The following is a 25821-nucleotide window of genomic DNA, read 5'->3' as shown; positions in this document are numbered from 1 at the left end:
GTAATTGCTGTTGAGCTAGCTCACCGCGCTGGAGCAGTTTGGGCTAATACAATTGTACGAGTTTTCTCCTGGGTGCTTGCCCTAGGACTGGGTGGGTTTGAAGTGGCGACCCAGTTTGTTGGCCTAGAATTGGTTCCAGTCACCTTTGCTGGCACCTTGCGCTACACAGTAGCGGAAGTGAGTGCTCCACCAATTGTAACAATTTTGGTCAATTTGTTCGTGCTGCTGATTGGTATCGGCATCTGGGTAAGGCTGAAATGGCCATGGCTATTTGTGGGAACCTTGGTTGCCCTAATTGGCAATGCTGTACCGATTTCTCGAGTTGGGACCCTTGTCGGTAGTGCCTCTGAATTCGTCATGGCTCTGAGTTTGCTATTAACTGAGCGGCGGACACAGTTTGTTCGTGCCCAACTCGGCTCAGGTGAAAAGACAACGAAGGTTGAAGGTTGGGTTGAAGGTTGAAGGTGGGGTTGAATGTTGAAGGTTGAATGTTGAAGGTTGTTCGCGTAGCGTGGCCTTTGGCCAAGGTTGTTCGCGTAGCGTGGCCTTTGGCCAAGGTTGGGTTGAAGGTTGTTCGCGTAGCGTGGCCTTTGGCCAAGGTTGTTCGCGTAGCGTGGCCTTTGGCCAAGCTTGGTTTTAATGTTGTTCGCGTAGCGTGGCCTTTGGCCAAGGTTGAAGGGTTAATAACCTGAAAGCTGTAACCTGTAACCTCTAAGCTCTAACCTGTAACCTGTAACCTCTAACCTGTAACCTTCAACCTCTAACCTTCAAGCTGCAACCTGCAACCTGCAACCTGCAACCTGCAACCTGTAACCTTAAACCTGCAACCTTAAACCTGCAACCTGCAACCTTCAACCTGTAACCTTCAACCTCTAACCTGTAACCTGTAACCTCTAACCTGTAACCTTCAACCTCTAACCTTTAACCTTCAACCTCTAACCTGTAACCTTCAACCTCTAACCTTTAACCTGCAACCTGCAACTTAGTTATCCTAAAAGAGCTTACTGCCATGAATGCCGAATTTAAATTTAGACCAATTCCCTTTGCTTGGGTTGCTATCCATCCCAAGCCGATAGGTGTTGTTCAGTTAATTGGTGGTGCGTTTTTCGGAAGTTTTCCGACAATTTTCTACCGATATATCGCCAAGCGATTATTTGAATCAGGTTATACCGTTGTTGCCAGACCGTTTAGATTTACCTTCCGCCATTGGCCTGTAGCAATTGGTTTGGTCAAAGAAGAAAAAACCCTATTCCAGGGAATTTTGGAAGAAGCAAAAAAATTGGGCTATGAGTACAGTATCTATCAACAAGACTCCTCTGCCAGAGGGAGCAATTATTTTTGGTTAGGTCACAGCCTAGGAACAAAATATATCGCACTCTTGGAACTTTTAAGTGATTTGGAGTCCAAAAAACTTCAGGAAATTCTGGGAGATTGTGTGGGGAAAGATCAAGAGAAGCAGATTGAAGATAGCCTCAGAGATGCTGAGCTAAAATATATTTCTTTGATCAATCAACCATCTGTATTAATGGCTCCTGTTATTAGCGGTACCAGTAGTGCGGTTCCTGTTCCATTCATAGCTGATTTAGTAGACAGACTTGGTTTCGGGGTGTTACCCACACCCGAACAAACCTATTGCTTGATCAAAAATAGCCGTTTATTTAATCTTACTGCTTTGATTAGCTTCAGTAAGGATAAGATTGCTCAACAAGCTGGAACGGTGCGTTGGCTAGAGGAGAATTTAGGCAATAAACTTCTCATTGATGAGAAACTTCCCGGTAAGCATCTAACTCCCCTCGGTTGGCTCCGGGGAAATGATCAACTTGCGGATACCGTGATTCAAGTGATCACAAAACTAGCCGAGCGAGTCTAAGGGAACAGGGAATAGGGAACAGGGAACAGGTGGAAGAGTATGGGAAGTGTGGGAAGTGTGGGGATATGGGGATATGGGGGTAATTTTGGACGAATAGTCGGGATTTTGGCCAAATTTATCTAACCATCCTCGAAGGCCGAATCACGAATTGTTAGTCATTGTCTTGATGCAATAGCGACAAATTAAGTACATTTTCTTATCCCCCACACCCCACACCCCACACCCCACACCCCACACCTGACGTCTTTGTAAAAAACATACCCTTGAAAGGGAAGGGGGGTAGGGTGTAGGGAAAGATCACGAGCTTGAAAAGTTGGTAGTGATGCAGTCGCCCAAAGGGAGTTTCCCCCACTCGTGCTTTGTATCAAGAAGGGACGGTTGAATCAAATTGGGGACAGAATGTTTGTGCTGGGGTAACTCGAAATTTGCTTCTATTTTTCCTAAGTTAAATCTAATTGTGCTACCATTTGCTTTTCCTTGGTATAATATTTATCACAATTGTAGGATTACCATTAAATGTCAAACTCTTTATCCCAATCTTGGCAATGTGTCCATGTGCCATCTGAGAAAGGATATGATGTGTATCAACATGGTTGCCACCTCAGCGCTAATTTTATCCGAGTGTATGTTCCAGAGGAAGCCAAAAATACTGAAACAAAGCTGAAAGCCATTATTTATTTACATGGATTTGCTCTGTGTATGCCCTCTTTTTATGAAGCTCACCTCATTGAGTTAGTAAAAAAGGGATATATTGTGTTTTTCCCCGATTATCAACACAGTTTTTATCCCAATACTCCACCTCAAGGTCCTACCCCCTCTAAACAATCTTTCCCTTATTTGCAGAAATGGCGATCTTTGGCTAAATTGTCAGCCGATACGTTAGCCAATGCTAACTCTTCAATTAATACTCCCTCATTAACAACAGACAATATTGACTCCATACTTTCCGAGTTTGAGGCTTACGAACGGGGCGATCTAGCTGTAAAAGGCGAATTATCGGAATTCAGCGCTTTTGAATTGCGCAGAGTAGCCCGAGCTATGATCGTTATTACTATTCTATTAATGATTCTTAGTTGGTTTCGGCGGGAGTATAGTAATAATTTAATTCATCTGTTATCCACAGTAGCATTGAGTTTAGTCCATTCTCCTGAGGAATGCCTAGAGAAGGCGATCACCTGCACGAATGATGCCTGGGAGTATCTGTCGCAGCAGGACCAATATTTACATTGGAATGATCAGAATCAGCCAGATACTTTTGCCTTTGGTCATTCTTTGGGAGGGTTAATTGCCCTAAGTTTACCTTTTCATTTGGAGGTAAATTCGCCCGAGAGTCGATTTTTTCCCAAGAAAATTGTAGTGGCGGATCCGACTCCAAGCACAGAGAATGGGATTCCCAAATTTGTCATTTGTATCTTGAAGTTGTTTTGCGTTCCATTTGTTAAGAATCCTATCAAGATTAAAAATACGGGTGAAAGTCTGACGGAACCTGTGGCAATTTTGCATGGTAACTCCGATGAGTTGGTTCCACCGTCTGAATGGGTTGGTGGTAAGTGTTCCAATTATGACGCTATCAATAGCGAGCAAAAGGCTATTTATTTCTCATATTCTAATGATCAGGCGGAGCCTCAACTGGTAGCATTTCACAATCAGGCAGTAACCTCTACTCAATACTATGGTGATGGCTTGTTCAAACATTTCGGTGGCGTCAAAAATGGACCCAATGCTTATAACATAGACTATGTTTGGCCTGGTGCTGATAAGATATTTGCGGGGGAGACAACGCCAGAAGACCTTCTTGATCATCTCCATACCCCTCATTTTCAGGTACAACCAACTCCATCTAAGAATTGTGGCAACCTTCTGACAAAACTAGCATTGATTTTTGGGATTATCTTGTTGCTTGGAGTTGCCTATTGGATAGGGACAAAAGTTGGGTTACCTGTTTATTCTCAATAAGCCAAGGAATTTTTCACTATTTGAGTAGGGACTGCGATAGCTGTAACGCTTTCCCTGTCTGAGGGTGACTCGGCTTGTCACCCCTTCAAACTCTTACCCATAAGCCTGTCTTCCATAGGTTGGTCAACCGTCAACTGTTAACCTACAACCTTAAACCTGCAACCTTCAACCTGCAACCTCCAACCTTCAACCTCCAACCTCCAACCTCCAACCTCCAACCTTCAACCTGCAACCTCCAACCTTCAACCTCCAACCTCCAACCTCCAACCTCCAACCTCCAACCCCCAACCGTCAACCTTCAACCTTCAACCAAATAACCTTGGCCAAAAGGCCACGCGATCGCGTTCAACCGCTAAAAGCTTTGCCATTGTTGTAAGATGGAGAAAGTAAAGAATTGTTAAAATCAACGAACCATTAAATTCATGGCTATATTTCGTCAGTACATTGCTCCCCTACTGGCATTACTAGGCTTCTTAATTGCCCTATTGGCAGTCAGTTCTCGGATCTTTTTACCGAACGATATGCTAGCCCCTGCACCGATTGAAGAGTTTGACGCTGCCAGCATTCAAGCACCAGTATCGGCTCAGTTGGTTGTTAACCAAAATTCTGGGAACACTGGTGAGTAAGCCATTGTTAGCACGGTACCAGCTACGCCTGGGAACGGTACGAGAACGGGCAATTTTGGTGAAGTTCATGGAATTAACTTACCAAGAGCTTTTCCCAGAACAAAATGATTTTTCTCACCTGGCGAGGACTGTTAAACAGTACTTTTCCAGAGAAACCCCGCTGTGGTGGGTTACAGTAGCGGATGGGAACGTTTCTAGGAAAGGCTCTATCGTAACTCATCCCTTGCCAGTTGGTTGTCTGTGGATGGGAAATGGGGTTGATCAGGTAAATGGCGATCGCTATACCTATATTTTTTTACTGTACGTCATGCCAGCACACCGCCGTCAAGGCATTGGTTCAGCACTGATGCAGCAGGCTGAAGCTAGGGCAAGGGCAAGAGGCGATCGCCAAATTGGACTACAGGTGTTTCAATCGAATCAAGTCGCTTTGAACCTTTACCACGGACTGGGTTTTAGAACCCAATCTCTGTGGATGGTTAAACCATTGCACAGACAATACTAATTAAGAAACTGGTAGAATCAGGCAAGATAAGGTAGGTTATCAGGCATGTATGAAGATGATGATCTAAGTTTACTGGATAATACGGCTTTACTAGAAAGCCCTTTAGATGACATAGAGCCGATTGAAGATGAGTTAGAAGCTCCCAAACCTGATCCAGAGGAAATGCTGGCTCTGTTAACGGCACCGGAAAGCCAGCAACGGATGCTAGCAGCTCGTGCTTTTTGTGAGTTGCAAGATGAGCGGGCAATTCCCGATCTGATTAACCTGTTAAATGATGTTTGTCCCTTAGTGCGGGTAAGTGCTGCCTATGGTCTAGGGCGCAATCCCAGTCCCACGGCAGTAAAGCCCTTGATTGACCAACTTAACCAAGATTGGAACGGTTATGTCCGTAAAGGGGTTGTCTGGGCATTGGGGAACTGTCGCGATCGCCGTGCTTTAGCGTCTCTAATTGATTCCCTAAAAACGGATATTCCTGCAGTGCGTTTGTGGGCAGCTAGTGCTCTGGCGCAAATGGCAGAGTTAGATTATGAAGAAGTAATCGCATCGATTCCGCCCTTAATTACTGCTTTAAGGAAAGACCCAGTAGCAGCAGTGCGCAGTAATTGTGCTTGGTCTATCGGGCAACTGTGTCGGGAATTGCCCTCCAATGCGGTTTACGCTGGTGCTATTGATGCCTTAATTGAAGCATTTGCTGATGATCAAGACCTAGGGGTACAAGAAGACGCCAAAGCTGCCCTCTTGAAAGTGGGAGACCCCCGTGGACTTCAGATGATTGAAATGATCGAGATGGAAGGGTTTTTGTAATTGGGTTTGTTATTGCGTTGGGCACTTCCCACACTTCCTACACTTCCCACACTTCCCACACTTCCCACACTTCCCACACTCCCGCCTCTCCCCACACTCTTCTCCCTATTCCCTTATGCTTGTAGCCCCTCTTGCGCTACACTAGCCACCTGCTCAACACTGTCATTAGCTAATGTTTCTAGGACTGCCCTAGCCTCTTCTCCTCCCAGATTAACTAGTGCTTGTACTAACCGGTAACGAATTTGCCAATCGGAATTAGTGGCAAAGGGAATCAACAGAGGCACAGCCCGGGGATCTCCCAATTCTCCTAAGGAACTAATGGCGGCGGTTTGGATTAAACTGATATCGGATTTGAGAGCGTCTTCTAAAAGTTGAAATGAACGGGGTTCACCTAGTTCCCCTAAGGCAGCTATAATACTAAATTTAATGATCCACTCAGTGGTTTGGTGATAGGTTTGCTCTAAATCATCATAGGCTTCGGTGAGCTTCAAGGCACTCAAGGAATCCGCTGCTGCTGCCTGAACATCTGGTTCTGGATCATTCAAAAGGCGATCGCGTAATAGGGTCAAAGATACGGTTAAATCTTGATCACCCAAGGTATCGAGCTGGCTGACTGCCCCATATCGAATCCGAACATTGTTATCGTTAACCAAGGGTTGAATTAGCTCAAACGCCACCGATGGTTCCAGCTGGCGTAGTTGGTTTAATCCACTAATGCGCTGGCCAAAATCCGTTGAATTCAGCAGCTCTTGGACAGATTCACGAGTAACGGTCATGGGTAATTGCTCAATATCTAGCCAAAACTCAACTTACCATGTTATTTGTTCAGCGTGAACACTATTTGAGATAGAACAGTTCCCTTAATTCTTTAACTCAGCTGCCATAGCGCGGACAATATCCCCAGAGCTCAGAATTCCAATCACTTGCTCCGCTTCATCTGTTACTGGTAAATGGTGGATTGATTTTTCCTGCATCAACTTAGCCGCTTTCCGTAAGGGTTGATCCGGTTTGATGCTCATGGGATGACCAGTCATTACTTCCCCAGCGGTTTGTCCAAGTGCTTTATGGAGTTCTTGGTCATAACGGGCAGGATTTTCTAAGTAAATCACGCTGTCGAGAAACATGATATAGACTGGCGGTTCTACTCCTGTCTCCTGCCACAGCAAGTCAGTTTCTGAAATCACTCCCACCAATTTGCCTGCTTCGTTAACCACTGGCAAGCCACTGATGCTTTGTTCAGCAATAATTTTGATCACTTCCTTAATCGGTGTTTCGGGCTGCACCACGATCGGGTCACGGGTCATGACTTCAGCAACGGTTTTAGCCATAGTTGGGTTTTTAAGGGTTTTGAATGGTTTAGCTGGTGATAACTCTATTCTCCCACTGCCTTAGTCTAGAAGGTGACAGAAGTCTGAAAACTTTATGGTTGATTAAGCTTTGACCGTTGAACTCGCTCCCCAAAAGCTCCGCGTTAATTCTATTGCCCCAGGGCGAATCGAAACACCCCTCTGGTCAGATCTTGGTTGAACACCAGAACAACTGCAATCCGTTGCCAAGTAGGTCAATAATCGCCTCATCCCAGGACCTTTTGGTTCACCAGTCGATATTGCTAAAGCAGCCGTTTTTCTGGCGTTGCGTCAGTCTTCGCGCTGAATAGGAGTAGAGTGGGCATCCTGCCCGCCCGAAAATAAGGAGGAAACTGGCAAGATGCCAGTTCTACGCAAGATGCCAGTTCTACGCAAGATGCCAGTTCCACGGCTGATGCCCATTCCACAGGTGCGACCCGTAAATTGAAAATGCGATCGCTATTGTGATTACTTGACATTTAAGGCAATTACCACATCTCCTAGAAATTTTTCTGGATTAAGAAGGCAAATAATCTGGAAAAAACGCCTGTTTCATCCGTTCACAATATTGACAGATATTGTTAAATTGAGATACCCGATCAATAATCAGACTCTTGAAAGGAGGTAAAATCATGTTTGCAATATAACCATAAGCCGTTGCATCTAAAGTGGTCGGTCTCTCCCCCATAAAAAATGGTTTATCTGCTAAATAATCAGACAGGGCTTGAAACTCAGCATTAATAATTTGAGAAATTTCCTTCTCGGAGTGACGACCCAGTCCCTGTTGATAAATCTGATTAGAAAGGGAATTTCGCACCTGTTGTAAAAACTGTTACGATTCTGGTGTCGAGCTCCCAGCAAAGTAGAGAGTCGTTAATGTTTGTTTGAATAATTGCCAGTTATCTTCAATGTTATAACGAATATACATCTCTCCCCAATAAGTATTTTCTTTCAGCATCCGCCGAAAAGCTAAGGAGATTGCTTTTTCTGTTGAGGTCAAATCCCGATCAGGATCTATGCCCTCTTTTTCCTTAAGCATCTCGATAATTATGGTGGAGTCACCGATGAGTTCTCCTTTATATTCTATAAACGGAATTTTGCCTTTGGGAGCTTTAGTAAAGTCCTTAGTAATCTCGATATCGTAAGCAATATTAGCTATACGCAGCCAAGTTTCCAATTTAATACAGGGTGGACTAATGCTCGGTAATCCCCATAAAGGTGGTGCCTTATACAAAGTTATCATCACAGTAAATTTGGTTCGATATTACGCTTAAGCAATAACTATTATAAGGGCAAAATAATAATAAATCAATCTAGTCATTATCGAATCAACAACTCGAAGCTATTCTACATTATTTTTTTGACTTTTTTGCAATTATTTTATTGTTCTTATTCGGTTTGAGCAATTTTTAGGTATTTAATCAAACCTCTGAAACTATTAATATTTAAAGTCAAGGTAAAGCTTGATTGACATGAGATCATAGTTCTCCTTTCATATTTTATTTTTCAACTAACTCACGAACTAGAGAGGCTAAACGCTTTCCACTATCTCTAATCGCAAGACTAGCTGTTTTTTGTTTCATCTCTTCTAACCTAGTTGGAGACTTGAGTAAAGCCAGCACCTCCTGTTCTAACGTTTCGTGAGTCAACTGGTCTTGACGAAATACTAAAGCAGCACCAGAATCCTTAAAGCTAGCTGCATTGAAAGCTTGATGGTCTTCCGCTGCATAAGGGTAGGGAATCAGAATGGCTGGTGTTTCAGTTATGGCTAGCTCAGTTAAGGTTCCAGCACCAGCACGGCTAATGGCTAAATTGGCCCGTTGCAGTAATGGTGCCATCTGGTCATAAAAGGGCATAGACAGGTACTGAGGATGGCTAAGGGTGTTAGCCTCTGGGTCTTGTTCTCCAGTTAAATGAACAATCCAAGCACCAGCTTCAAACCAGACGGGAGCACATTGGCGCACTAGTTTATTCACTGCCACTGCTCCTTGGGAACCCCCAACCACCACAATCAAGGGTACCTCTGGTGGAATCGGGAGTTCCAGGGATTGACTCTGTTGAAAACTATCCCGCACTGGTGTACCAACGGTTACAGTTTTAATCCGGGGTAGGTACTTGGAAGCGGCTTCAAACCCTATGGCTACGGTATTGCAAAAGGGACTCAGCCACCGGGTTACTTTTCCGGGAATGGCGTTAGATTCATGTATAATAGTAGGTAGACCCTGCAACCGTGCTGCCATAATTGCAGGTCCAGCGATGTAACCCCCAGTGGTGAAGACACCATCAAATTTACCTTCTCTCAGCAGTTGCCGCACTTGCCAAATTGAACTGACCAGGCGAGTGAAGATGCGCAGAGTACCGAGACCGAAGCGTTGTTGAAAACCTTCTACGGCAATGGTGTGCAGGGGATAGTCTGGTGGTAGCAACTCATTTTCAATGCGGTCAGGAACACCAAGCCACTCGATAGTGTAATTGGGTAAGTGTTGGGCTACTGCGAGGGCGGGAAATATATGTCCCCCCGTACCACTGGCGGCAATCAGCAATCGCATGGGTGACTTAGACACGGCTATAGGTCTCCTTGATCAATTGGGTGAGGGGCTTTTGTCTTGGGTTAATGGGAATCGGGAATCGGGAATCGGGAGTCGGGAATCGGGAAGAAAAAAAATACCAATTAAAGTAGGGTGGGCAAAGTCATATACTCTAGAGTACTCAAAAAAATCAAACTGTTTTTGCCCACCCTACAAGCTAGACATAGGTTATCAAACTAGATTTGGTATCATTGGTGAATCCAAGGGATTACCCTTTCTCCAATCACCAATGATCAATTACTAATTACTAGTTACCAGAATTACCAGTTACCAGTTACCAGTTACCAGTTACCAGTTAACGATTACCAATGACCAATCCAGCCACCTTACTGCAACGACTATCCCAATCTTTTACTACTAAAGTCAAGTCTATTTCTTTGGACTGGTCAGTATTTGTACTATTAACGGTAGGGTTGACCCTCGGCTCTCCTCTGAAAGCCCAAGCAGATAGCCCGGAAACCGCACCGCCTCAGCTTAAAGATACCCTCAGCCAAATTGATCGCTTCGCTAATGGCAAGGATGTTGAAGGGTTGCTGGAATTCTATAGCGCTAATTTTGCTAACTCCGATGGCTTAAGTCGGGATGTGATGGGAGAAGCGTTGCTTCAATTGTGGCAGCGCTACCCTGTGTTGAATTACCGCACGGAACTGACGGATTGGCAGCAAGAGGGCAACGCGATCGTGGCAGAAACTGTGACTTATATTACTAGTAACCAACAGGATGCTAGTAAGACCAAATTTGAATCGACTTTGCGATCGCGTCAGCGCTTTGAAAACCAAAAAATTGTCTATTCCACCATTTTGGCAGAGCGTTCCCAAATCACATCAGGAGCTAATCCTCCCAAGGTAACGGTGAAGTTACCAGAACAAGTGCGTATTGGTCAGCGATTTAATTTTGATGCCATTGTCCAGGAACCCCTCGGAGATGATTTGCTGCTGGGAGTGGCTATAGAAGAATCAGTCAGGTCACAGCGCTATACTAATCCCACGGAGGTTGACCTGGAATCTTTGGCTGCCGGTGGAATTTTTAAGATTGGCCGAGCCCCACTGTTACCAGAAGACCGCTGGATTTCAGCTATATTAATTCGGGGGGATGGCATGATTATGATTACTCGACGGTTACATGTGGTTGAGTAATTAGGTTTGAAGGGAGTAGGGAGTCGGGAGCGGTGCGACCCGTGGCGAATTTAATTCGCCTACGGAAAGCGCACCGAGGGAGTAGGGAATCGGGAGTAGGGAGTAGGGAGTAGGGAGTAGGGAGTAGGGAGTAGGGAGTAGGGAGTAGGGAGTAGGAAAATAAAACAGCCATGCTTCCCATGAGCTAGTGCATCAAGATAGAATCAAATCTTATTACTATTCCCGATTCCCGATTCCCGATTCCCGATTCCCGATTCCCGATTCCCGATTCCCTACCTTTACAGATAAATTTTAAACTTGGTGCAAAATCTGAGTATTGTGCAAGGATTTCTAAACTTAAACAAACCAGCAGGTTGGACATCCCACGATTGCGTTGCTAAAGTGCGGCGTCTGCTACGGCTGAAGCGAGTAGGCCATGGCGGGACCCTTGACCCAGCTGCTACCGGGGTTTTACCGATAGCTCTGGGAAAGGCAACCCGACTTTTGCAGTATATGCAGCAGGATAAAGCCTACAAGGCTACGGTGAGACTGGGAGTGAGGACAACTACTGATGATTTGGAAGGAGAGGTGATTGCTACTCAGTCTGCAGCCCAGTTGACTCTGGAGTTGGTCAAGGGTTTGTTGAAACAGTTTGAGGGCAAGATTCAGCAAGTGCCACCAATGTATAGCGCTATTCAGATCAAGGGTAAACGGCTGTATGATTTAGCCAGAGCTGGTGAAGTGGTAGAGGTACCAGAACGAACTGTAGAGGTTGAGAAGATCGAGGTTTTAGATTGGCGTGGGGGGGAATTTCCGGAAATTGATTTAGCGATCGCATGTGGTCCTGGCACCTATATTCGCTCCATAGCCCGGGATTTAGGAGATGCCCTTGAAACCGGTGGTGTGCTAGCCGCTCTGACTCGTACTCGCAGCAGTGGCTTTGATTTAGCCGATAGTCTGACATTAGAAGAATTGACCGAACAGCTGGAACAAAGCCTATTCCAGCCAGTGTCCCCTAGTGTAGGTTTGGGGCACTTACCCTCTGTAACCTTGTCCGCTGATCAAGCCCGTCGCTGGTGTTTGGGACAGCGTATCTCTGGGGATGATACTCTTGAAACTCCCACAATTCCTTTGCAAGTGTATCACGAAGATGGCAGTTTTTTGGGTATTGGTAAGGTGATATCCTCAACCTCTGGGGTATTGCTGGCTCCTCAAATGGTTTTTGTTTGATGGTAGTTGATTGAATCGAACAGGACTTACATAGTAACTAGCTATATCATTAGCTGTTCTAGGTTTAGGTCGTAACCAAAGGAGCGGGGGGCGGATAAAGTAATTCAGGAATTTAGTTGATCTGTATCCCGTTTTTTGTAACCATTGCATTATGCAACGGTTATATTAGAGCGTATTGGGTATGGCAAACACTAAATCTGGCACTGTTCAAGACCTAGTTACGGTTCAGGAAGCTGCTGAAATCTTGGGTGTCTCCTCCGATACCATACGTAGGTGGGAAAAGAAAAAGCTGCTGAGGGCAAAGCGGTCTGAACGAAACTACCGCTTTTTTGATATTGAAGAGTTAAAACGAATTCAAAGAAAGTATCAAGGGCTAGCTACTGGGGTTGAGTTTCGTGTTCTAAAGAGCAAACCCACTAGCTTCAGAGTAATCGAGTTATTTGCTGGGTGTGGAGGCATGGCACTGGGTTTTGAGAATGCTGGCTTAACCACCAAGCTGCTGGTGGAGATTGATAAAGACTGCGTAAACACTCTGAAGCTGAATAGACCTTCCTGGGAAATCATACCTGAGGATATAGCCAACGTTGATTTTACCAATTACAAAGACAATGTAGATATTGTGGCTGGTGGGGTGCCCTGCCAAGCTTTCAGCTATGCCGGTCTAGGTAAAGGTTTTGACGATACTAGAGGGACGCTCTTTTTTGAGTTTGCACGATGCGTCAAGGAAGTACAGCCAAAAATAGCAGTGCTTGAAAACGTTAGAGGTCTGATCCAACATGACCAAGGCAGAACCTTATCCACCATGCTGCGAACCTTAGAGGATTTAGGCTACAACCCTACCTATAAGTTGCTCAGAGCGCAGTTTCTAGATGTCGCCCAAAAGCGAGAGAGGGTAATTATCATTGCGGTCAGAAAAGACTTAGACCTAAACGCAATATTTCCTAAGGAAAAGGACTACACTATTTCCCTGAGGGAGGTGCTCAAAGATTGCCCTAAATCAATAGGAGCAAAATACCCTCCCCGCAAGAGAGAAATTATGGAGTTAATACCACCAGGAGGTTATTGGCGGAACTTACCAATAGAGCTTCAAAAAGAGTATATGAAAAAGAGTTTCTATCTCGGTGGCGGCAAAACCGGTATGGCTAGGCGGCTTTCTTGGCAAGAACCTTCCCTTACTCTAACCTGTAACCCAGCTCAAAAACAGACCGAGCGGTGTCATCCTGAAGAAACACGACCGTTGACAGTTAGGGAATATGCACGTATTCAGAGCTTCCCCGATGATTGGGAATTTACCGGTTCTCTATCATCGAGGTACAGACAAATCGGTAATGCGGTCCCTGTTAATTTGGCTTACCGCATTGGAGAATGTCTGATTGCGATGTTGCAAGGGAAATTCGATTCAGAAACGATGGTAATCGAACACAGAGAACAAGACAAAGCTATTCAGTTATCGTTACCAATATAGTTAAAAATGCTGAACCACTTAGTCTGACTAACCTTGGTTTTATTGCTGATATAAAAGGAGCGATAATTGGACTGTAACTCAAAAACGTCCTTCCAAAAAAATTGATATTTTATCCCTTAACTCTTTACCAACTTCTTGAAATATTTCAAGAAGTTCTAAAAAGACATCTTCACCAGCGAATTCCTTCCACAAATCATTTTGAATTAATAATTCATTTTTGACATCACAAACTTTAGCAGTCCAACGTTGATAATCATTAGGGTAATATGGGTTGTAAGGTATGCCAATACAAGTCCTTACATTAGCATCGAGATTTTGGCTAAACCGTAATGCACACCAACGAAGCATTTTTCTTTTGAGTGACCGAAACTCTTTTCGGTTTGGTTTGACAGTAGTTATATCTATATATAGTTCCTCGCCATTCTGCTTGGTAATAAAAACATCTACCCTTTTATCTTGGTCTGCTTGAGGCTCTACTGGCTTAATACTATTCCTAATTAAATTTATTTCATTCGTCTTATCAGGCAGTCTTTCTTCCTTTTCTATTTCTGAGCAAATTTGATCGATGATGGTTTCAGTGTCTCTGTCTATACCTCCCAACAAATCATATTGTGTTTCTACCTGGTACCCAGCACTTTCAGCTAAAATTAGGGCAATTTGTTCGTAGATAGACATCCCGAAAGAGGTATATAGTGAATGCATTCTAGATGCGAGTACTATTTTTTCTTTAGTAAATATTGCTTCAACAAATGGTTTATATTCTGATTCAGAAGCGTATCTGTCGAGCTTTTCATTGATTTTTTTCGTTAGTAGGTTTTTGATTTGTAGCTTAGTGGCTTCCTTCACAGTTGACCCCTATTTATCACACAACGCTTTAACCAGCTTACAATCTCTTCTGACTAGGAATCGAGCACCAATGCACCCTAGAGCGTCTGCTAATGATTAACAATCCAGAGCCTCTCCAGCAAGACCAGGTGACAGCAGTGGTGAGGGTGTTTGCCCTATGCATTTGATCTGAGTGTACTAGTAAATTGATGTATTAGTTATGCTATTAATCGAATTGTTACTTTTAAGTGAAATCCAACCCTGGCAAGGGTTTTGTTGGGCTTCACTACCCCTCCACCGCTTCCTACGTCACATCAATGGTTTTAGGAGTTTTGTCAGCTATCAGCTTATGCGCTACGCGCACGCTACTTGATGTGCTATCAGCTATCAGCCAAAGGCCAAGGCTGATAGCTGACGGCTGAATGCTTACGGAGTTTTGTCAGTCAATAGGATAATTAGTCAACCAAAACCAAATATGATATTAATAATACAGACACACTAATACACTATAGTGTTTGTATTTGAGATGTAAACCTAGGAGGTCTTGTTTTATTGTCCAATCAAACTCCAGACCTCTTTCCGATATTGCCTAGTAAGCATTCAGCTATCAGCTATCAGCTATCAGCTTTTGAATAAAACAGGTCAGCAAAAGTTTAATCTGAGTTATGTCACAGCGTTGAAGCCTGTGCCACAAACTAGAAGCCTGTGCCACAAAGCTGTTCGCGTAGCGTGAGCTTTTAGCTCACGGCTGACGGCTGACTGCTGAATGCTTATATTGCCTTTTTCAGCAATTGTGTTGATAACCCAGATACAAACGCTTTATGACTGTACAAAGCCAAAAACTATCACCCTTGAGACTAATACTAGTAGTATTAATATCGTTAGTATTAGTCGCTATTGTTGCCATAGGATCTACCTTTGCCCTTTCAGGAGAATCGTTGATGAAATTTCCAGGAAAACAACCCACCAATATTGGGATTCAGTCCTCAGGGCAATTAGCACCTTGCCCAAATAGCCCTAACTGTGTCAGCAGCTATAGCCAAGATGCCGAGCATGGTATTGAACCTTTAGCTTACAACTCAACCCCTACCGAAGCAATAGCTAAGCTAAAAACTGTGATCCAAAACCTAGAACGAACACAAATTATTGAAGAAACAGACAACTATCTTTACGCACAATTCACTACTCCTTTAATGGGGTTTGTGGATGATGTAGAATTTTTGTTGGATGACAGTGCTAAGGTAATCCATGTTCGCTCCGCCTCCCGTTTAGGAAAATCCGATTTGGGAGTTAATCGGAAACGGGTGGAAACAATTCGAGCGGAATTGAGCTAACTTGTAAGTATTCAGCTGTCAGCTGTCAGTTGTCAGCTGACAGCTTATAATAAAATTGAAAGTGTGGGGAAAAGCCATTGGCCATAGGCCAATAGCTGATAGCTGATAGCTGATGGCTGATGGTTGATAGCTGATAGCTGATGGCTGATGGCTGATACCTGATAGCTGAATGCTTAACTTTAAACTACTTGGGCAAAAGGTCTAATACTAAGATTAATCATTCCTAATTTTTTTGGTAATGGTTAATGATTTACTTTAATTATTACTTATTACAATCCCGTTGGTGGGCAGTGCCTAGCAACGGGATTTACTTGCTTATTTTATCTGTCTAAAGCACTGCCCACCCTACATCTATTTAAAATAACTAAATTTTAAAGTTTAATTAACCAATAGTTAATTTATTATTAACTTGACATACTCTCTAGGCTTTGATGGTATAGTCTGGTTTTGGCGGTTAATTATCTAACCAGTGGTGGCATCGAAATACTCCCAAAACTATTTCTGGATATATCCCAATATATAGTTTTCGGCGAAGCCGAACTGGTAAGAATTACCGTTAGGTACGCCATCAAAAAAACCGAGAAAATCATCATGAAAAAGGTTGCATCTCTTTTCGTTTCGTTATTGTTGGTATGTTTTACCTTAGTTGGTGCTGCATCCCCAGCCAATGCTTATGCAGGATTCTCTCACTCTGGAGCTACAGGTACAGGACCACGTGTTGACTTTGGTGTAAATGGAGATCCTACAAGGTACATGATTGTAGGAGCATACGACAATATCAATAATATCGATACTAAGAATCGCCCTCTGAAAATCCACTCTACTTCAAATAATCCAATTACCATTCATATCACTGAGCTTCCTGATGCTTCTACTGCTCCTGCTAGTGCAGATTTGAAAACTCTTGTAATCGACAATAATACTGGCAAGTTGTACATCGGCTACTAAGCACTAGGCCCTAGGCACTAGGCATTAGTGGAATTTTGATTACCTAGGGTAGGCTATTGCTTACCGTTTGAATCTGAACCCACATTCTTCACTTCGTGAGGAATGTGGGATATATTTTTTGGGTAGATTAACTACTAATTGATGGATATAGCAATTCTACGACTTTGGACTTAACTAAATATAAAAATGCTATCAGGTACAACACATTCACAACAATTAGTAAGCTTTTACCTATCCAAGAGTGAATTATAGAGAAAGTAAAAATTGTTGCTACTAACACCAACAATTTTTCCACTGTGGATACGGTATAACCATGATGCTTGGGGTCCCAGTAAGAGAAAGGACTAATAAAACGATAGTTACTAACAGGAAAAAAGTGCCGGTGAGCATCATCGTTGTGAACTGGTAAATCTAATAAGGAGTGCAGTATCATACTCCAACAAAGAATTTCCCAAAGTTGCCATCCCCAGTAATGGCTGATCATCACTCCACACAGGGCTAGGGGCAGGGAATGAAAGGTAGCAACAAGGTTTTGCCAAAAGGGTAATTCGTAGGTTTGTGACCAAATCTGGGACTCTGGTTGACGACGAATTAATTTTGCCCAGATATAAAGGATAAAAATTGGTGCATCGGGTAAGATAGCACCAATTGTAATGGGTAAAGCTGCCTGAATTTGAGCCTGGTGATTCAAAACAGCAAGGTTAATAATGGCGTGGCTAGGAGTATTCAATGGTTAGTTTGTTGATGAATTATAGTCTAGGGATATTATAGTTAGAGTCTGTTGATTAAAAAATAAAGTATATCCCTCACGGGTAAGCCCAAGCATCAATAAGCCTAGGCTTATTGATACAAAAACCGAGAAACTATTAACAAATTAACTCTGTTGCTTCTAAAGTCCTACGAGATTATAGGGGTTTCGATCCACGATCAACCGATATCTAGTCCAATGCATATTATGAGCCATTTTTTCTTGCGCTTAGGCTGATATCGTTATGAACTATACTGGTAAGGATGCCAAATCTTTTAATTATAAGAATTGAAATTGAGTAGCGAGTGATGAAATATCGAAGATTTGGGCGAACTGAGTTGCAAATGCCCGTTTTTTCCTGCGGCGGCATGCGGTTTCACTGCACCTGGGATGAGCTTTCTCCCTCAGAAATTCCCGAAAAAAATCAGATAAATTTAGAAGCTATTATTCGTCGTTCCCTCGAAGTGGGAATTAATCATTTTGAAACAAGTCGTACCTATGGAACCTCTGAAATGCAGTTGGGATGGGCGCTTTCTAAGTTACCTAGAGACCAAGTGCTAATTCAAACGAAAATTACCCCCATTTCAGATTCCCAAGAATTTCAGCGTCAAGTTGAAAAATCTTTATCTCTTTTGCAGGTAGACTATCTTGACCTGCTGACCCTACATGGAATCAATGATCCCCAAGCCTTCAAAGATAGCTTGTGTCCCGGAGGGTGCCTAGATCGGGCGCGGGAGCTACAAAAACAAGGAAAGGCTCGATATATCGGCTTTGCAACTCATGCTCCAACCGAGCTAATTGTTAAAACCATTGAAACCGATCGCTTTGACTACGTTAACCTGCACTGGTACTACATCAATCAATTCAACTGGCCAGCCATCGAAGCTGCCGATCGTCATGACATGGGGGTATTTATTATTAGCCCCTCGGATAAAGGGGGAATGTTGCATACTCCACCCAAGCGTTTGGTAGAATTGTGCCATCCCCTTCATCCTATGATGTTTAACGATCTGTTTTGTCTGAGGCATCATCAGGTCAAGACGCTGAGTTTGGGGGCTGCACGGCCGTCGGATTTTGACGCACATGTTCAGGTATTGGATTTGTTAGATCGGGCAGAGGAAATTTTACCACCCATTGTGGAGCGTTTGGAGAAGGCGGCGATCGCTCGTTTGGGAGAAGAGTGGTGGCGTACCTGGCATATTGGTTTGCCTCCTCATCATAAAACTCCCAAAGGGATTAATATACCGATGATTCTGTGGTTAAGAAATCTGGCGATCGCCTATGACCTGGTTGAATATGCAAAAATGCGGTACAACCTCCTTGGCTATGCCGATTTCTGGCATCCCGGTACTAGGGCTGAAAATATCAAGGAAATTGATTTAAGCGACTGTTTGCGCCATAGCCCTCACGCGGATAAAATTCCTGCTCTTTTAGACGATGCCCATCAACGCTTGGCAGGTGAACCGGTTCAAAAGTTGTCTCGCGACTTGGGGGGCGGCAAGTCCCGCACAAAGCAAGTATGGAGCTAGAGGGAATGAACTGGTATCCCAAAACCTGAGTTATATAGTAAACACTTCTCTCCTGGATAATCGACTAGGGTATTCTAGCAGGGTGTATCTCACTTTTGCTAAAATCCTCTAATTCTTGCCAAGTCGTGTTAATTACCGTTTTCAATTCAAGGTTAACGTCAAAACCAAATCAGCGTAAGCATTCTAACTCTCCCCTCCAGCGGCTGATTGGTTACGCTCAGCCCCATCGTTCCCTAATCTGGAAAGCGATCGCATGCTCAATCCTCAACAAAATCTTTGACCTAGCCCCTCCGGTCTTGATCGGGATGGCAGTGGATGTGGTGGTCAAACAACAAGATTCCTTGATTGCCCATCTAGGAGTAACGGATATCTTTAGCCAACTGGTATTGCTGGCATTCCTGAGCTTTATTGTTTGGGGATTGGAATCTGCCTTTCAATATGCTTACGAACGATTGTGGCGGAATCTGGCTCAAACCATTCAACACGAATTGCGCCTAGATGCTTACTCTCATCTGCAATCCTTGGAACTAGCGTATTTTGAAGATAGTAGTACAGGGGGATTGATGTCTATCCTGAGTGATGATATCAACCAACTAGAACGCTTTCTGGATATTGGTGCCAACGAAATTCTCCAGATATCCACAACCATTATTATTGTCAGTGCGGGCTTCTTTATCCTGGCTCCCAATGTGGCATGGATAACTGTGATCCCTATCCCCTTTATCCTCTGGGGTTCGATTACCTTTCAACGTCTGCTTGCTCCTCGTTATGCAGCAGTGCGGGAAAAGGTAGGGTTACTCAATGGACAGTTAGCGAATAATCTAACTGGGATTACTACCATTAAAAGCTTTACAGCGGAAGAGTATGAAACTAAGCGGATTGAGAGACAAAGTCTAGGGTATCAGTACACTAACCAGAAAGCGATCGCATTTTCTGCTGCCTTTGTCCCTTTGATTCGGATGTTAATCCTATTTGGGTTTACCGGAATTCTGCTCTACGGTGGTAAGTCCGCAGCAGCCGGGGAACTAGCTGTAGGCACCTACAGTGTCTTAGTGTTCATGACTCAGCGCTTGCTGTGGCCATTAACTCGACTGGGTAACACCCTCGATCAGTATCAACGAGCCATGGCATCCACCACTAGGGTAATGAATCTGCTGGATACCCCAATTGCCATGCACTCTGGCGATACACCATTGCCTAGGTCCGAGGTTAAGGGGGAATTGGTATTAAATAATGTTACATTTGCCTACCGTGATCGCCCCCCTGTGGTAGAAAATCTCTCCCTCCACATTCCAGCCACTGAGACTATCGCGATAGTAGGTTCCACAGGGTCTGGTAAAAGTACCTTAGTGAAACTGTTATTAAGACTATACGAAATCCAAGCAGGTTCGATAACCCTTGATGGAATTGACATCAGACAGCTCAAGCTCAAAGACTTACGCCATGCCATTGGTCTAGTTAGCCAGGATGTATTTTTATTCCACGGCACAGTAGAAGAGAATATCACCTATGGCACCTTTGATGCCACCACCGAGGAAATAGTTGCTGCCGCTAAGACCGCAGAAGCCCATGAATTTATCATGGAGCTGCCCCAAGGCTATGACACCATTGTGGGAGAGCGGGGTCAGAAACTATCTGGAGGACAACAGCAACGAATTGCGATCGCACGAGCACTATTGAAAGACCCCCCAATCTTGATTCTAGATGAAGCCACCTCCGCCGTTGATAATGAAACCGAAGCCGCCATTCAGCGCTCCCTAGAAAAGATTACCCAAAATCGCACAACCATTGCGATCGCTCATCGGTTGTCCACAGTCCGCAATGCTGATTGTATTTATGTAATCGACCAAGGCAAATTAGTAGAGCAAGGACGACATGAAAAGTTGTTAGAGCAACAGGGAATTTATGCCATGCTGTGGCGGGTGCAGTCTGGAGTGAAGAAATAGGAGTGTGGGGAGATGGGGAGATGGGGAGATTTTTATTAAGTTCGTAGGGTGGGTTAGGTGCGGCCATGATTTTGAGGAATTACCAATCAGTTTTTATCCGCACCGTAACCCACCTTCTTCAAATTTCGCCCCTGACTACTGACGCTTTGTAATTAATTAAACCCAACAAAGCTAGTGCAAATGTTGGGTTTGGTACCTCAACCAAACCTACAGGCTAAGGCGCACTTTATGCATGTTAAGAGTCTTTCCAACCAATGACTAATTTGGCGTACTTGATTTCTCCTTCCATATGTATGTCTGGGTATTTCTCATCCAGTTCCATCAAGAATAGTACAAAGGAGCGGGATTGAAGCTTGGCAGAGATATCCTCGAAGACTTCACTGACCCAGAACAGCTCCTCTTGGTCACAGGCATTGAGTATAGCCTTAGCCGTTATAAGATCCGAACCAATTACCTCGGTTAATTTTCCCCGTAATCGGTGACTCTGGGATCGTTTACGTGTAGTTGAATCCTCTCTTTAAGGAGCCGCTTGACTTCTGCTATTTTGCTTTCCAGTAATTTAGGATTGTGGTTAGTCATTAGTTGGGAGTCTTTTTTAGATTTCTTTGATACTAGATTTTGAAGTGCGGAATGTAGATTCTGATCACCTTCAACAGTAAACCTTGGCCAAAAGGCCACGCTTCGCGAACAACCTGCTAACCTTGGCCAAAAGGCCACGCTTCGCGAACAACATCCTAACCTTAAACCTGCTAACCTTCAACCTTTTAACCTTCAACCTTCTAACCTTCAACATCCTAACCTTGGCCAAAAGGCCACGCTTCGCGAACAAACTCCTAACCTTAAACCTTCTAACCTTCAACCTGCTAACCTTCAACCTGCTAACCTTCTGCTAACCATAAAAAAAATAGCCGTAGAAATTATTTCCACGGCTGGCGGAAATCCACAGTAAGTCGATTTCACTACTTATGTTATGTGACTTTGTTCCATGACCAGTCCAATCCTTATCCTACTTGATTAGACCTGGTCTTATAGCTAGGGGGAAAACCCCCCAGCTGCTTAAAATCTTAATCCAGAATTAGGTACCTGGTCAAAGTACTAATCACTTCTCCAGGAATGCCACTCGGCTCAAGAGGAGTCCACTCATAAAGTTGTGCGTAGCCCTGGGTATACAGGGAATAGATAGTATTCATTACTGCCTTACGGGAGCCCTTAAGCCTGTGCTCAACCGGTTCTTTCTTCCCGAAAAAAATCTGAGAAGTATTCCCCGGAATTAGATACTCTGGATTATTGTCAGGATTCGGAACAAAGTCTGTAAACCTGATTAACAACTTGAATTCGTTTGCATATTATAATCATAATTATTATAATTATTTTTGTCAAGAGGTTTTATATTTGTTTTTAATAAAATAGGTATAAAAGTGTCAGAATATTATAATATTGTGAGGAAATTTTGAAGTATGGTTATAGGAAATAAATAAGAAGAGTGTGGGGAGAGGTAAAAACTTTTTTAAGAGGTAATAAATATTAAGATAGCCTCTGAAATAGCCGCTACGCTATCGCTTTTTTTACTTTACTTTTACCTAGATTAATTATCAATTATACCCTTAATAAAAATCTGCCCATCTCCCTATCTCCTGATCTCCCTATCTCCTGATCTCCCTATCTCCTTATCTCCTGATCTCCTGATCTCCTTATCTCCCCATCTCCCCTTTTTTTATAAATATGAGATGCACCCTTATTAAGCCTAGTTATACTGATTGCGTCCAGCCATCACACCACCATCTACATCCCAGACCGCGCCAGTCACCCAACTGGCTTTCTCAGAAAGTAGATAAACCACAGCTTCAGCAATATCTGTAGGTTTTCCTACTCTGCCAATGGGATGGAAACTATTGAATCCTTCTAGGGCAGAATGGACTTGTTCTTTGGGGATGAAACCTTCGTAAATGGGAGTTTCTACTACCGCAGGAGATACCCCATTAACTCGAATATTATAGTTGGCTAGTTCCATTGCTAAATGTTGGGTTAGGGAATGTAAACCAGCTTTAGCCATAGAATAGGCAGAAGACGGAGTAGCTTCTATCGCTTGTTTCGCCCACATCGAGCCAATATTAACGATCGCACCAGCCTTGCCATTCTTAATCATATTTTTGACAATCCCCTGAGTGATGAAAAAGGTTCCTTTATTAATATCCAAATAGAGGTCATAATCCTTTTCTTCATACTCAATGAACGGTTTAGGGAGAAACACTCCTGCTGCATTGACTAGTAATGTGGCATCACTATGATTGACATTTAAACGATCAATTAAAGCATTTCTCATCTCTGGATCAGAGATATTAGCTAACTCACCAACTACCGTTCCATAGTGACTAAGTTCCGTTACTGCTTCTTCCAGTTTAGGCTGACGTGAGCCAATTAAAACCGCAGCACCACCCTGCTGAAGAATTAATTGAGCAACCGCTTTACCCATACCACTGGTGCCACCAACAACAATGATTTTTTGTCCCGCAAATGCTTGTGTCATGATTATCTCCTTAATTGATTGATTTTATTTTAGTTACCTACTAGAAGGTAGATATTGGAATAAAAAAAATTATTCCTTGATTAGCTGTCAGCGGTCAGCGGTCAGCGGTCAGCGGTCAGCGGTCAGCGGTCAGCGGTTAGCGGTCAGCTTATTTTATTCAAAAGCACCTCAAGTAGCTTAGCCAATGGCTGATAGCTAATGGCTGATAGCACCTCAAGTAGCGTGCGCGTAGCGCATAAGCTGACCGCTGATAGCTAATGGCTGATAGCTGATAGCTAATCGCTGACCGCTGATAGCTTATCTTCCAGACATGCACCAGTAATCTGATCAAAAGCAACACTACTATCTTCCGCTACCCGGGCTAATAATTGCGCTCCTTGTAACATAGAAAGTAGCATTTTTGCTTCTACTTCCAGCGATTGGCTACACTGCCAAGCCTGGGTTTCACAGCCACGGTGCAATAGTTTAGCTAACCAAGATTCAGTGACAGAAAAGAAACTTCTGATCTCTGCTTGGATTTCGGAATTTAAAACACTCAAATCTGCTGTCAACATTCCACACAAACAAATTTTATTGTCTTGCAAACCATCTCGGTAGAGATTCACAAACTCTCTCAATTGTGCTTGAGGTGTTGTTTGTTGTTGCTCAATCTCAACACATTTCCGTGCGAAGTTTTTTTGGTATCGTTTTACTAATTCCTTTACCAAATCATCTTTAGAAGGAAAATGGTAATGGATACTAGCCTTACGGATACCTATTTCTTTGGAAATGTCGGCGTAACTAAAGGCGCTGTAGCCTCGGTTGCGCACCATTGATTGAGCTACGTCTAGGATTTGTTGAGCAGTTTTCTGTTTCATGACTTTATACTACCTACTACTAGGTAGATTTGTCAAGTACTTTTTTGGAAAGGGAGTAGGGAGTAGGGAAGTTAGAATTTAGAATTTAGAATTTAGAATCGGGAGTCGGGAGTCGGGAGTCGGGAATCGGGAATCGGGGTAAGACACTTGACTGTACTTCCTGTACCTCATAACTATGATAAACACTATCAAAATCTTTCCTATCTCCCCATCTTCCCATCTCCCCATCTCCCCATCTCCCCATCTCCCCACACTCTTCCCTATTCAACACTCCTGGGATTAAATATTCTCAGACCTCATGGTTTTTGGGACTTGAACTGCCAGGGCTAAGGCTCTTACTCCCATATAACAACACATAGCCAGCCATAAGATTTGACTACTGTGGAACCACCAAGATGCTACAGCTACAGGGAGAAAACCAACAAGACTACCGGTTACAACACCTTTGCGAAGCAGAGCTCCTTCAGTTAAGCCCAAAAAATACCCATCTAACATAAAAGCCATAGAACTCAGTCCTAGAAAGGGAAGTAGCCACAGAAGATAATGGTGAAGTTCGTCAATTACCTCTCCATGATTGGTCATCAACCCAAACAGAGGATCTGGCAGGAGGACAAATAAGGAAGCTATGGTTAGTCCTATGCCGAGGCTGCTTGCTCCAGATAGGCGCAACAGAGAAGGAAATTTGTTGGTCAAGCCTTGACCGCGAAAGTTCCCTGCTATACTTTCCGTCGCAAAGGATAATCCTTCAATAAAGTAGAAGGTCACGATCATCACCTGCAACAGTAAAGTATTGATAGCTAGCACCATCGTGCCCAAATAAGCACTCAAATCAGTAAAGGCAGCAATGGTGATGGTTGAAGCAATAGAGCGTATCCAGATATTTCCATTCAACTTAAAGGTCGATTTTATGGCCTCTAGGTCGAAAATCCTGTCTACTAGGGCTAGCATTTGAGGATAGCCATTTTCTGTAGCTATGAAAATCAGACCCATTAGTAACATTAGATACTGGCCAGCCGCCGTAGCAAATCCAGCCCCTGCACTTGCCCAGCCCCAACGGATAATCAGCAGGTAATCGAGTATGATATTCGCTCCATTGCCAATAGCTGACAACACCAATACTTTGCTGCTCTTTTCCCGGCCTAGAAACCAGCCGATTAAGACCAAGTTGAGTAGGGTTGCGGGGGCTCCCCAAATCCGAGCATTAAAGTAATCTTGTCCAGCAGCTTTAACCTCAGGTGCAGCGCTGAGTAGGCTAAAGCCAATTTCTCTAAGGGGATATTGCAACAAGATAATGAGTATTCCGAGGGTTAAAGCAATTAAACCATTACGTAGAAGTACTAACGTAATTCCATCTTGGTCAAAGCGTCCTTCCGCTTGAGCCGTTGGGCCGGTAGTTCCCATCCGCAGAAAGTTACAGTTGCGATACACCAAGTTGAAGATAACTGTAGCTAGAGCAACCCCAGCTAAATAGTTAATATCTGCTAAGTGTCCCAAAAATGCGGTATCTACTAACCCTGCTAAGGGAATCGCGATGTTGGAGAGGATATTGACAGTAGCTAATCGCAGAAAGCGAAGATGAAACGTTTCCGTATTGTCTTTGGACAT

General features: G+C 43.6%; 30 protein-coding genes and 1 pseudogene. 17 read left to right on the top strand and 14 right to left on the bottom strand.

What is annotated here, in order from left to right; genetic code table 11:
• From LYNGBM3L_RS48025 to LYNGBM3L_RS29630, 8 genes and pseudogenes are all read left to right on the top strand, one after another.
• Positions 1–462, top strand: a pseudogene (locus LYNGBM3L_RS48025) (hypothetical protein); the annotation flags it as partial.
• Between the two features lie 26 nt (positions 463–488).
• Positions 489–692: a hypothetical protein gene (locus LYNGBM3L_RS48020; RefSeq protein ID WP_008190122.1), complete on the top strand. Its 204-nt coding sequence runs from the start codon at positions 489–491 to the stop codon at positions 690–692.
• Between the two features lie 317 nt (positions 693–1009).
• The gene (locus tag LYNGBM3L_RS29655) at positions 1010–1870 is read left to right on the top strand and encodes a DUF1350 family protein (RefSeq protein ID WP_008190120.1); all 861 of its coding nucleotides are present in this window, start codon (positions 1010–1012) and stop codon (positions 1868–1870) included.
• 516 nt (positions 1871–2386) lie between these two features.
• Positions 2387–3826 carry an alpha/beta hydrolase family protein gene (locus tag LYNGBM3L_RS29650; RefSeq protein WP_008190118.1) on the top strand — a complete coding sequence of 480 codons (1440 nt, stop codon included), beginning with the start codon at positions 2387–2389 and terminating at the stop codon, positions 3824–3826.
• Between the two features lie 74 nt (positions 3827–3900).
• A complete protein-coding gene (locus tag LYNGBM3L_RS39065) occupies positions 3901–4143 on the top strand; it encodes a hypothetical protein (protein WP_044495321.1) in 243 nt (80 codons plus the stop codon).
• Positions 4144–4248: 105 nt separating this feature from the next.
• Positions 4249–4452 carry a DUF8624 family small hydrophobic protein gene (locus tag LYNGBM3L_RS29640; protein WP_008190114.1) on the top strand — a complete coding sequence of 68 codons (204 nt, stop codon included), beginning with the start codon at positions 4249–4251 and terminating at the stop codon, positions 4450–4452.
• Entirely contained in the window at positions 4445–4954 is a 510-nt protein-coding gene (locus LYNGBM3L_RS29635) for a GNAT family N-acetyltransferase (RefSeq protein ID WP_008190112.1), read from the top strand. Before LYNGBM3L_RS29640 ends, LYNGBM3L_RS29635 begins: the two co-directional genes overlap by 8 nt.
• A gap of 45 nt (positions 4955–4999) precedes the next feature.
• Complete coding sequence (locus LYNGBM3L_RS29630; RefSeq protein ID WP_008190110.1) at positions 5000–5758, top strand: HEAT repeat domain-containing protein; 759 nt, start codon at positions 5000–5002, stop codon at positions 5756–5758.
• Positions 5759–5871: 113 nt separating this feature from the next.
• On the opposite strand, the gene nblB is transcribed toward LYNGBM3L_RS29630, so the two are convergent.
• From nblB to murG, 6 genes are all read right to left on the bottom strand, one after another.
• Positions 5872–6534, bottom strand: coding sequence for a phycobilisome degradation protein NblB (gene nblB / locus LYNGBM3L_RS29625; RefSeq protein WP_008190108.1), 663 nt, complete (start codon positions 6532–6534; stop codon positions 5872–5874).
• Between the two features lie 84 nt (positions 6535–6618).
• Positions 6619–7086, bottom strand: coding sequence for a CBS domain-containing protein (locus tag LYNGBM3L_RS29620; RefSeq protein WP_008190106.1), 468 nt, complete (start codon positions 7084–7086; stop codon positions 6619–6621).
• A gap of 281 nt (positions 7087–7367) precedes the next feature.
• A complete protein-coding gene (locus LYNGBM3L_RS42090; protein ID WP_131826873.1) occupies positions 7368–7583 on the bottom strand; it encodes a hypothetical protein in 216 nt (71 codons plus the stop codon).
• A 38-nt stretch (positions 7584–7621) separates the two neighbouring features.
• The gene (locus LYNGBM3L_RS29615) at positions 7622–7921 is read right to left on the bottom strand and encodes a glutathione S-transferase C-terminal domain-containing protein (protein WP_008190105.1); all 300 of its coding nucleotides are present in this window, start codon (positions 7919–7921) and stop codon (positions 7622–7624) included.
• 15 nt (positions 7922–7936) lie between these two features.
• Positions 7937–8347, bottom strand: coding sequence for a Tom37 metaxin N-terminal-like domain-containing protein (locus tag LYNGBM3L_RS29610; RefSeq protein ID WP_008190102.1), 411 nt, complete (start codon positions 8345–8347; stop codon positions 7937–7939).
• A 256-nt stretch (positions 8348–8603) separates the two neighbouring features.
• A complete protein-coding gene (gene murG, locus LYNGBM3L_RS29605; RefSeq protein ID WP_008190099.1) occupies positions 8604–9653 on the bottom strand; it encodes an undecaprenyldiphospho-muramoylpentapeptide beta-N-acetylglucosaminyltransferase in 1050 nt (349 codons plus the stop codon).
• A 52-nt stretch (positions 9654–9705) separates the two neighbouring features.
• On the opposite strand from murG, the gene LYNGBM3L_RS29600 reads away from it, so the two are divergent.
• On the top strand, positions 9706–9936 hold the full coding sequence (locus LYNGBM3L_RS29600; protein WP_131826872.1) for a hypothetical protein: 231 nt from the start codon (positions 9706–9708) through the stop codon (positions 9934–9936).
• A 64-nt stretch (positions 9937–10000) separates the two neighbouring features.
• Entirely contained in the window at positions 10001–10828 is an 828-nt protein-coding gene (locus tag LYNGBM3L_RS29595; RefSeq protein WP_008190095.1) for a DUF8623 domain-containing protein, read from the top strand.
• Here the strand turns inward: LYNGBM3L_RS29595 and LYNGBM3L_RS42085 are convergent.
• Positions 10800–11000: a hypothetical protein gene (locus tag LYNGBM3L_RS42085; protein WP_131826871.1), complete on the bottom strand. Its 201-nt coding sequence runs from the start codon at positions 10998–11000 to the stop codon at positions 10800–10802. The genes LYNGBM3L_RS29595 and LYNGBM3L_RS42085 overlap by 29 nt on opposite strands.
• Positions 11001–11146: 146 nt before the next feature.
• On the opposite strand from LYNGBM3L_RS42085, the gene truB reads away from it, so the two are divergent.
• Together truB and dcm are read left to right on the top strand one after the other, a co-directional pair.
• The gene (truB, locus tag LYNGBM3L_RS29590; protein ID WP_044495314.1) at positions 11147–12037 is read left to right on the top strand and encodes a tRNA pseudouridine(55) synthase TruB; all 891 of its coding nucleotides are present in this window, start codon (positions 11147–11149) and stop codon (positions 12035–12037) included.
• Positions 12038–12218: 181 nt separating this feature from the next.
• Positions 12219–13502, top strand: coding sequence for a DNA (cytosine-5-)-methyltransferase (gene dcm / locus LYNGBM3L_RS29585; RefSeq protein ID WP_008190092.1), 1284 nt, complete (start codon positions 12219–12221; stop codon positions 13500–13502).
• A 78-nt stretch (positions 13503–13580) separates the two neighbouring features.
• Here dcm and LYNGBM3L_RS29580 read toward each other — a convergent pair whose 3' ends face one another.
• Positions 13581–14348, bottom strand: coding sequence for a TdeIII family type II restriction endonuclease (locus LYNGBM3L_RS29580; protein ID WP_008190090.1), 768 nt, complete (start codon positions 14346–14348; stop codon positions 13581–13583).
• Between the two features lie 800 nt (positions 14349–15148).
• Between LYNGBM3L_RS29580 and LYNGBM3L_RS29575 the strand changes: the two genes are divergently transcribed.
• Both LYNGBM3L_RS29575 and LYNGBM3L_RS29570 read left to right on the top strand, forming a co-directional pair.
• Positions 15149–15661, top strand: coding sequence for a DUF1499 domain-containing protein (locus tag LYNGBM3L_RS29575; RefSeq protein ID WP_008190088.1), 513 nt, complete (start codon positions 15149–15151; stop codon positions 15659–15661).
• A gap of 447 nt (positions 15662–16108) precedes the next feature.
• Positions 16109–16609 carry a hypothetical protein gene (locus LYNGBM3L_RS29570; RefSeq protein WP_008190086.1) on the top strand — a complete coding sequence of 167 codons (501 nt, stop codon included), beginning with the start codon at positions 16109–16111 and terminating at the stop codon, positions 16607–16609.
• A 127-nt stretch (positions 16610–16736) separates the two neighbouring features.
• Here the strand turns inward: LYNGBM3L_RS29570 and LYNGBM3L_RS29565 are convergent, their stop codons facing one another.
• Positions 16737–17339, bottom strand: a complete 603-nt coding sequence (locus tag LYNGBM3L_RS29565; protein ID WP_008190084.1) for a hypothetical protein — start codon at positions 17337–17339, stop codon at positions 16737–16739.
• Positions 17340–17665: 326 nt separating this feature from the next.
• Between LYNGBM3L_RS29565 and LYNGBM3L_RS29560 the strand changes: the two genes are divergently transcribed.
• From LYNGBM3L_RS29560 to LYNGBM3L_RS39060, 3 genes are all read left to right on the top strand, one after another.
• Positions 17666–18886 carry an aldo/keto reductase gene (locus LYNGBM3L_RS29560; protein ID WP_044495308.1) on the top strand — a complete coding sequence of 407 codons (1221 nt, stop codon included), beginning with the start codon at positions 17666–17668 and terminating at the stop codon, positions 18884–18886.
• Between the two features lie 125 nt (positions 18887–19011).
• Positions 19012–20832 carry an ABC transporter ATP-binding protein gene (locus LYNGBM3L_RS29555; RefSeq protein ID WP_008190079.1) on the top strand — a complete coding sequence of 607 codons (1821 nt, stop codon included), beginning with the start codon at positions 19012–19014 and terminating at the stop codon, positions 20830–20832.
• Positions 20833–21494: 662 nt separating this feature from the next.
• Positions 21495–21725, top strand: a complete 231-nt coding sequence (locus tag LYNGBM3L_RS39060) for a hypothetical protein (protein ID WP_131826869.1) — start codon at positions 21495–21497, stop codon at positions 21723–21725.
• A 171-nt stretch (positions 21726–21896) separates the two neighbouring features.
• On the opposite strand, the gene LYNGBM3L_RS29545 is transcribed toward LYNGBM3L_RS39060, so the two are convergent.
• The 5 genes from LYNGBM3L_RS29545 to gntT all read right to left on the bottom strand — a co-directional run bounded on the left by LYNGBM3L_RS29545 (position 21897) and on the right by gntT (position 25821).
• Positions 21897–22160, bottom strand: coding sequence for a hypothetical protein (locus LYNGBM3L_RS29545; protein WP_008190074.1), 264 nt, complete (start codon positions 22158–22160; stop codon positions 21897–21899).
• 416 nt (positions 22161–22576) lie between these two features.
• Positions 22577–23359 (bottom strand): SDR family NAD(P)-dependent oxidoreductase, encoded by a 783-nt coding sequence (locus tag LYNGBM3L_RS29540; RefSeq protein ID WP_008190073.1) that lies wholly within the window; start codon positions 23357–23359, stop codon positions 22577–22579.
• Between the two features lie 275 nt (positions 23360–23634).
• Positions 23635–24216, bottom strand: a complete 582-nt coding sequence (locus LYNGBM3L_RS29535; RefSeq protein ID WP_008190071.1) for a TetR/AcrR family transcriptional regulator — start codon at positions 24214–24216, stop codon at positions 23635–23637.
• 85 nt (positions 24217–24301) lie between these two features.
• Positions 24302–24460 (bottom strand): hypothetical protein, encoded by a 159-nt coding sequence (locus tag LYNGBM3L_RS46205; protein ID WP_165691801.1) that lies wholly within the window; start codon positions 24458–24460, stop codon positions 24302–24304.
• A 35-nt stretch (positions 24461–24495) separates the two neighbouring features.
• Positions 24496–25821, bottom strand: a complete 1326-nt coding sequence (gene gntT / locus LYNGBM3L_RS29530) for a guanitoxin biosynthesis MATE family efflux transporter GntT (RefSeq protein ID WP_008190070.1) — start codon at positions 25819–25821, stop codon at positions 24496–24498.

Source organism: Moorena producens 3L, assembly GCF_000211815.1.
Lineage (GTDB): Bacteria > Cyanobacteriota > Cyanobacteriia > Cyanobacteriales > Coleofasciculaceae > Moorena > Moorena producens.
This window is presented reverse-complemented; position numbering and strand designations above follow the sequence as displayed.

Excerpts from the sequence above, each read along its gene's own strand:
- LYNGBM3L_RS48020 (WP_008190122.1), top strand. The coding sequence starts at position 489 with ATGTTGAAGGTTGTTCGCGTAGCGTGGCCTTTGGCCAAGGTTGTTCGC.
- LYNGBM3L_RS29655 (WP_008190120.1), top strand. The coding sequence starts at position 1,010 with ATGAATGCCGAATTTAAATTTAGACCAATTCCCTTTGCTTGGGTTGCT.
- LYNGBM3L_RS29650 (WP_008190118.1), top strand. The coding sequence starts at position 2,387 with ATGTCAAACTCTTTATCCCAATCTTGGCAATGTGTCCATGTGCCATCT.
- LYNGBM3L_RS29640 (WP_008190114.1), top strand. The coding sequence starts at position 4,249 with ATGGCTATATTTCGTCAGTACATTGCTCCCCTACTGGCATTACTAGGC.
- LYNGBM3L_RS29630 (WP_008190110.1), top strand. The coding sequence starts at position 5,000 with ATGTATGAAGATGATGATCTAAGTTTACTGGATAATACGGCTTTACTA.
- nblB (WP_008190108.1), bottom strand. The coding sequence starts at position 6,534 with ATGACCGTTACTCGTGAATCTGTCCAAGAGCTGCTGAATTCAACGGAT.
- LYNGBM3L_RS29620 (WP_008190106.1), bottom strand. The coding sequence starts at position 7,086 with ATGGCTAAAACCGTTGCTGAAGTCATGACCCGTGACCCGATCGTGGTG.
- LYNGBM3L_RS42090 (WP_131826873.1), bottom strand. The coding sequence starts at position 7,583 with ATGTCAAGTAATCACAATAGCGATCGCATTTTCAATTTACGGGTCGCA.
- LYNGBM3L_RS29610 (WP_008190102.1), bottom strand. The coding sequence starts at position 8,347 with ATGATAACTTTGTATAAGGCACCACCTTTATGGGGATTACCGAGCATT.
- murG (WP_008190099.1), bottom strand. The coding sequence starts at position 9,653 with ATGCGATTGCTGATTGCCGCCAGTGGTACGGGGGGACATATATTTCCC.
- LYNGBM3L_RS29595 (WP_008190095.1), top strand. The coding sequence starts at position 10,001 with ATGACCAATCCAGCCACCTTACTGCAACGACTATCCCAATCTTTTACT.
- LYNGBM3L_RS42085 (WP_131826871.1), bottom strand. The coding sequence starts at position 11,000 with ATGGCTGTTTTATTTTCCTACTCCCTACTCCCTACTCCCTACTCCCTA.
- dcm (WP_008190092.1), top strand. The coding sequence starts at position 12,219 with ATGGCAAACACTAAATCTGGCACTGTTCAAGACCTAGTTACGGTTCAG.
- LYNGBM3L_RS29575 (WP_008190088.1), top strand. The coding sequence starts at position 15,149 with ATGACTGTACAAAGCCAAAAACTATCACCCTTGAGACTAATACTAGTA.
- LYNGBM3L_RS29560 (WP_044495308.1), top strand. The coding sequence starts at position 17,666 with ATGAAATATCGAAGATTTGGGCGAACTGAGTTGCAAATGCCCGTTTTT.
- LYNGBM3L_RS29540 (WP_008190073.1), bottom strand. The coding sequence starts at position 23,359 with ATGACACAAGCATTTGCGGGACAAAAAATCATTGTTGTTGGTGGCACC.
- LYNGBM3L_RS29535 (WP_008190071.1), bottom strand. The coding sequence starts at position 24,216 with ATGAAACAGAAAACTGCTCAACAAATCCTAGACGTAGCTCAATCAATG.
- LYNGBM3L_RS46205 (WP_165691801.1), bottom strand. The coding sequence starts at position 24,460 with ATGGGGAGATGGGGAGATGGGGAGATGGGAAGATGGGGAGATAGGAAA.
- gntT (WP_008190070.1), bottom strand. The coding sequence starts at position 25,821 with ATGTCCAAAGACAATACGGAAACGTTTCATCTTCGCTTTCTGCGATTA.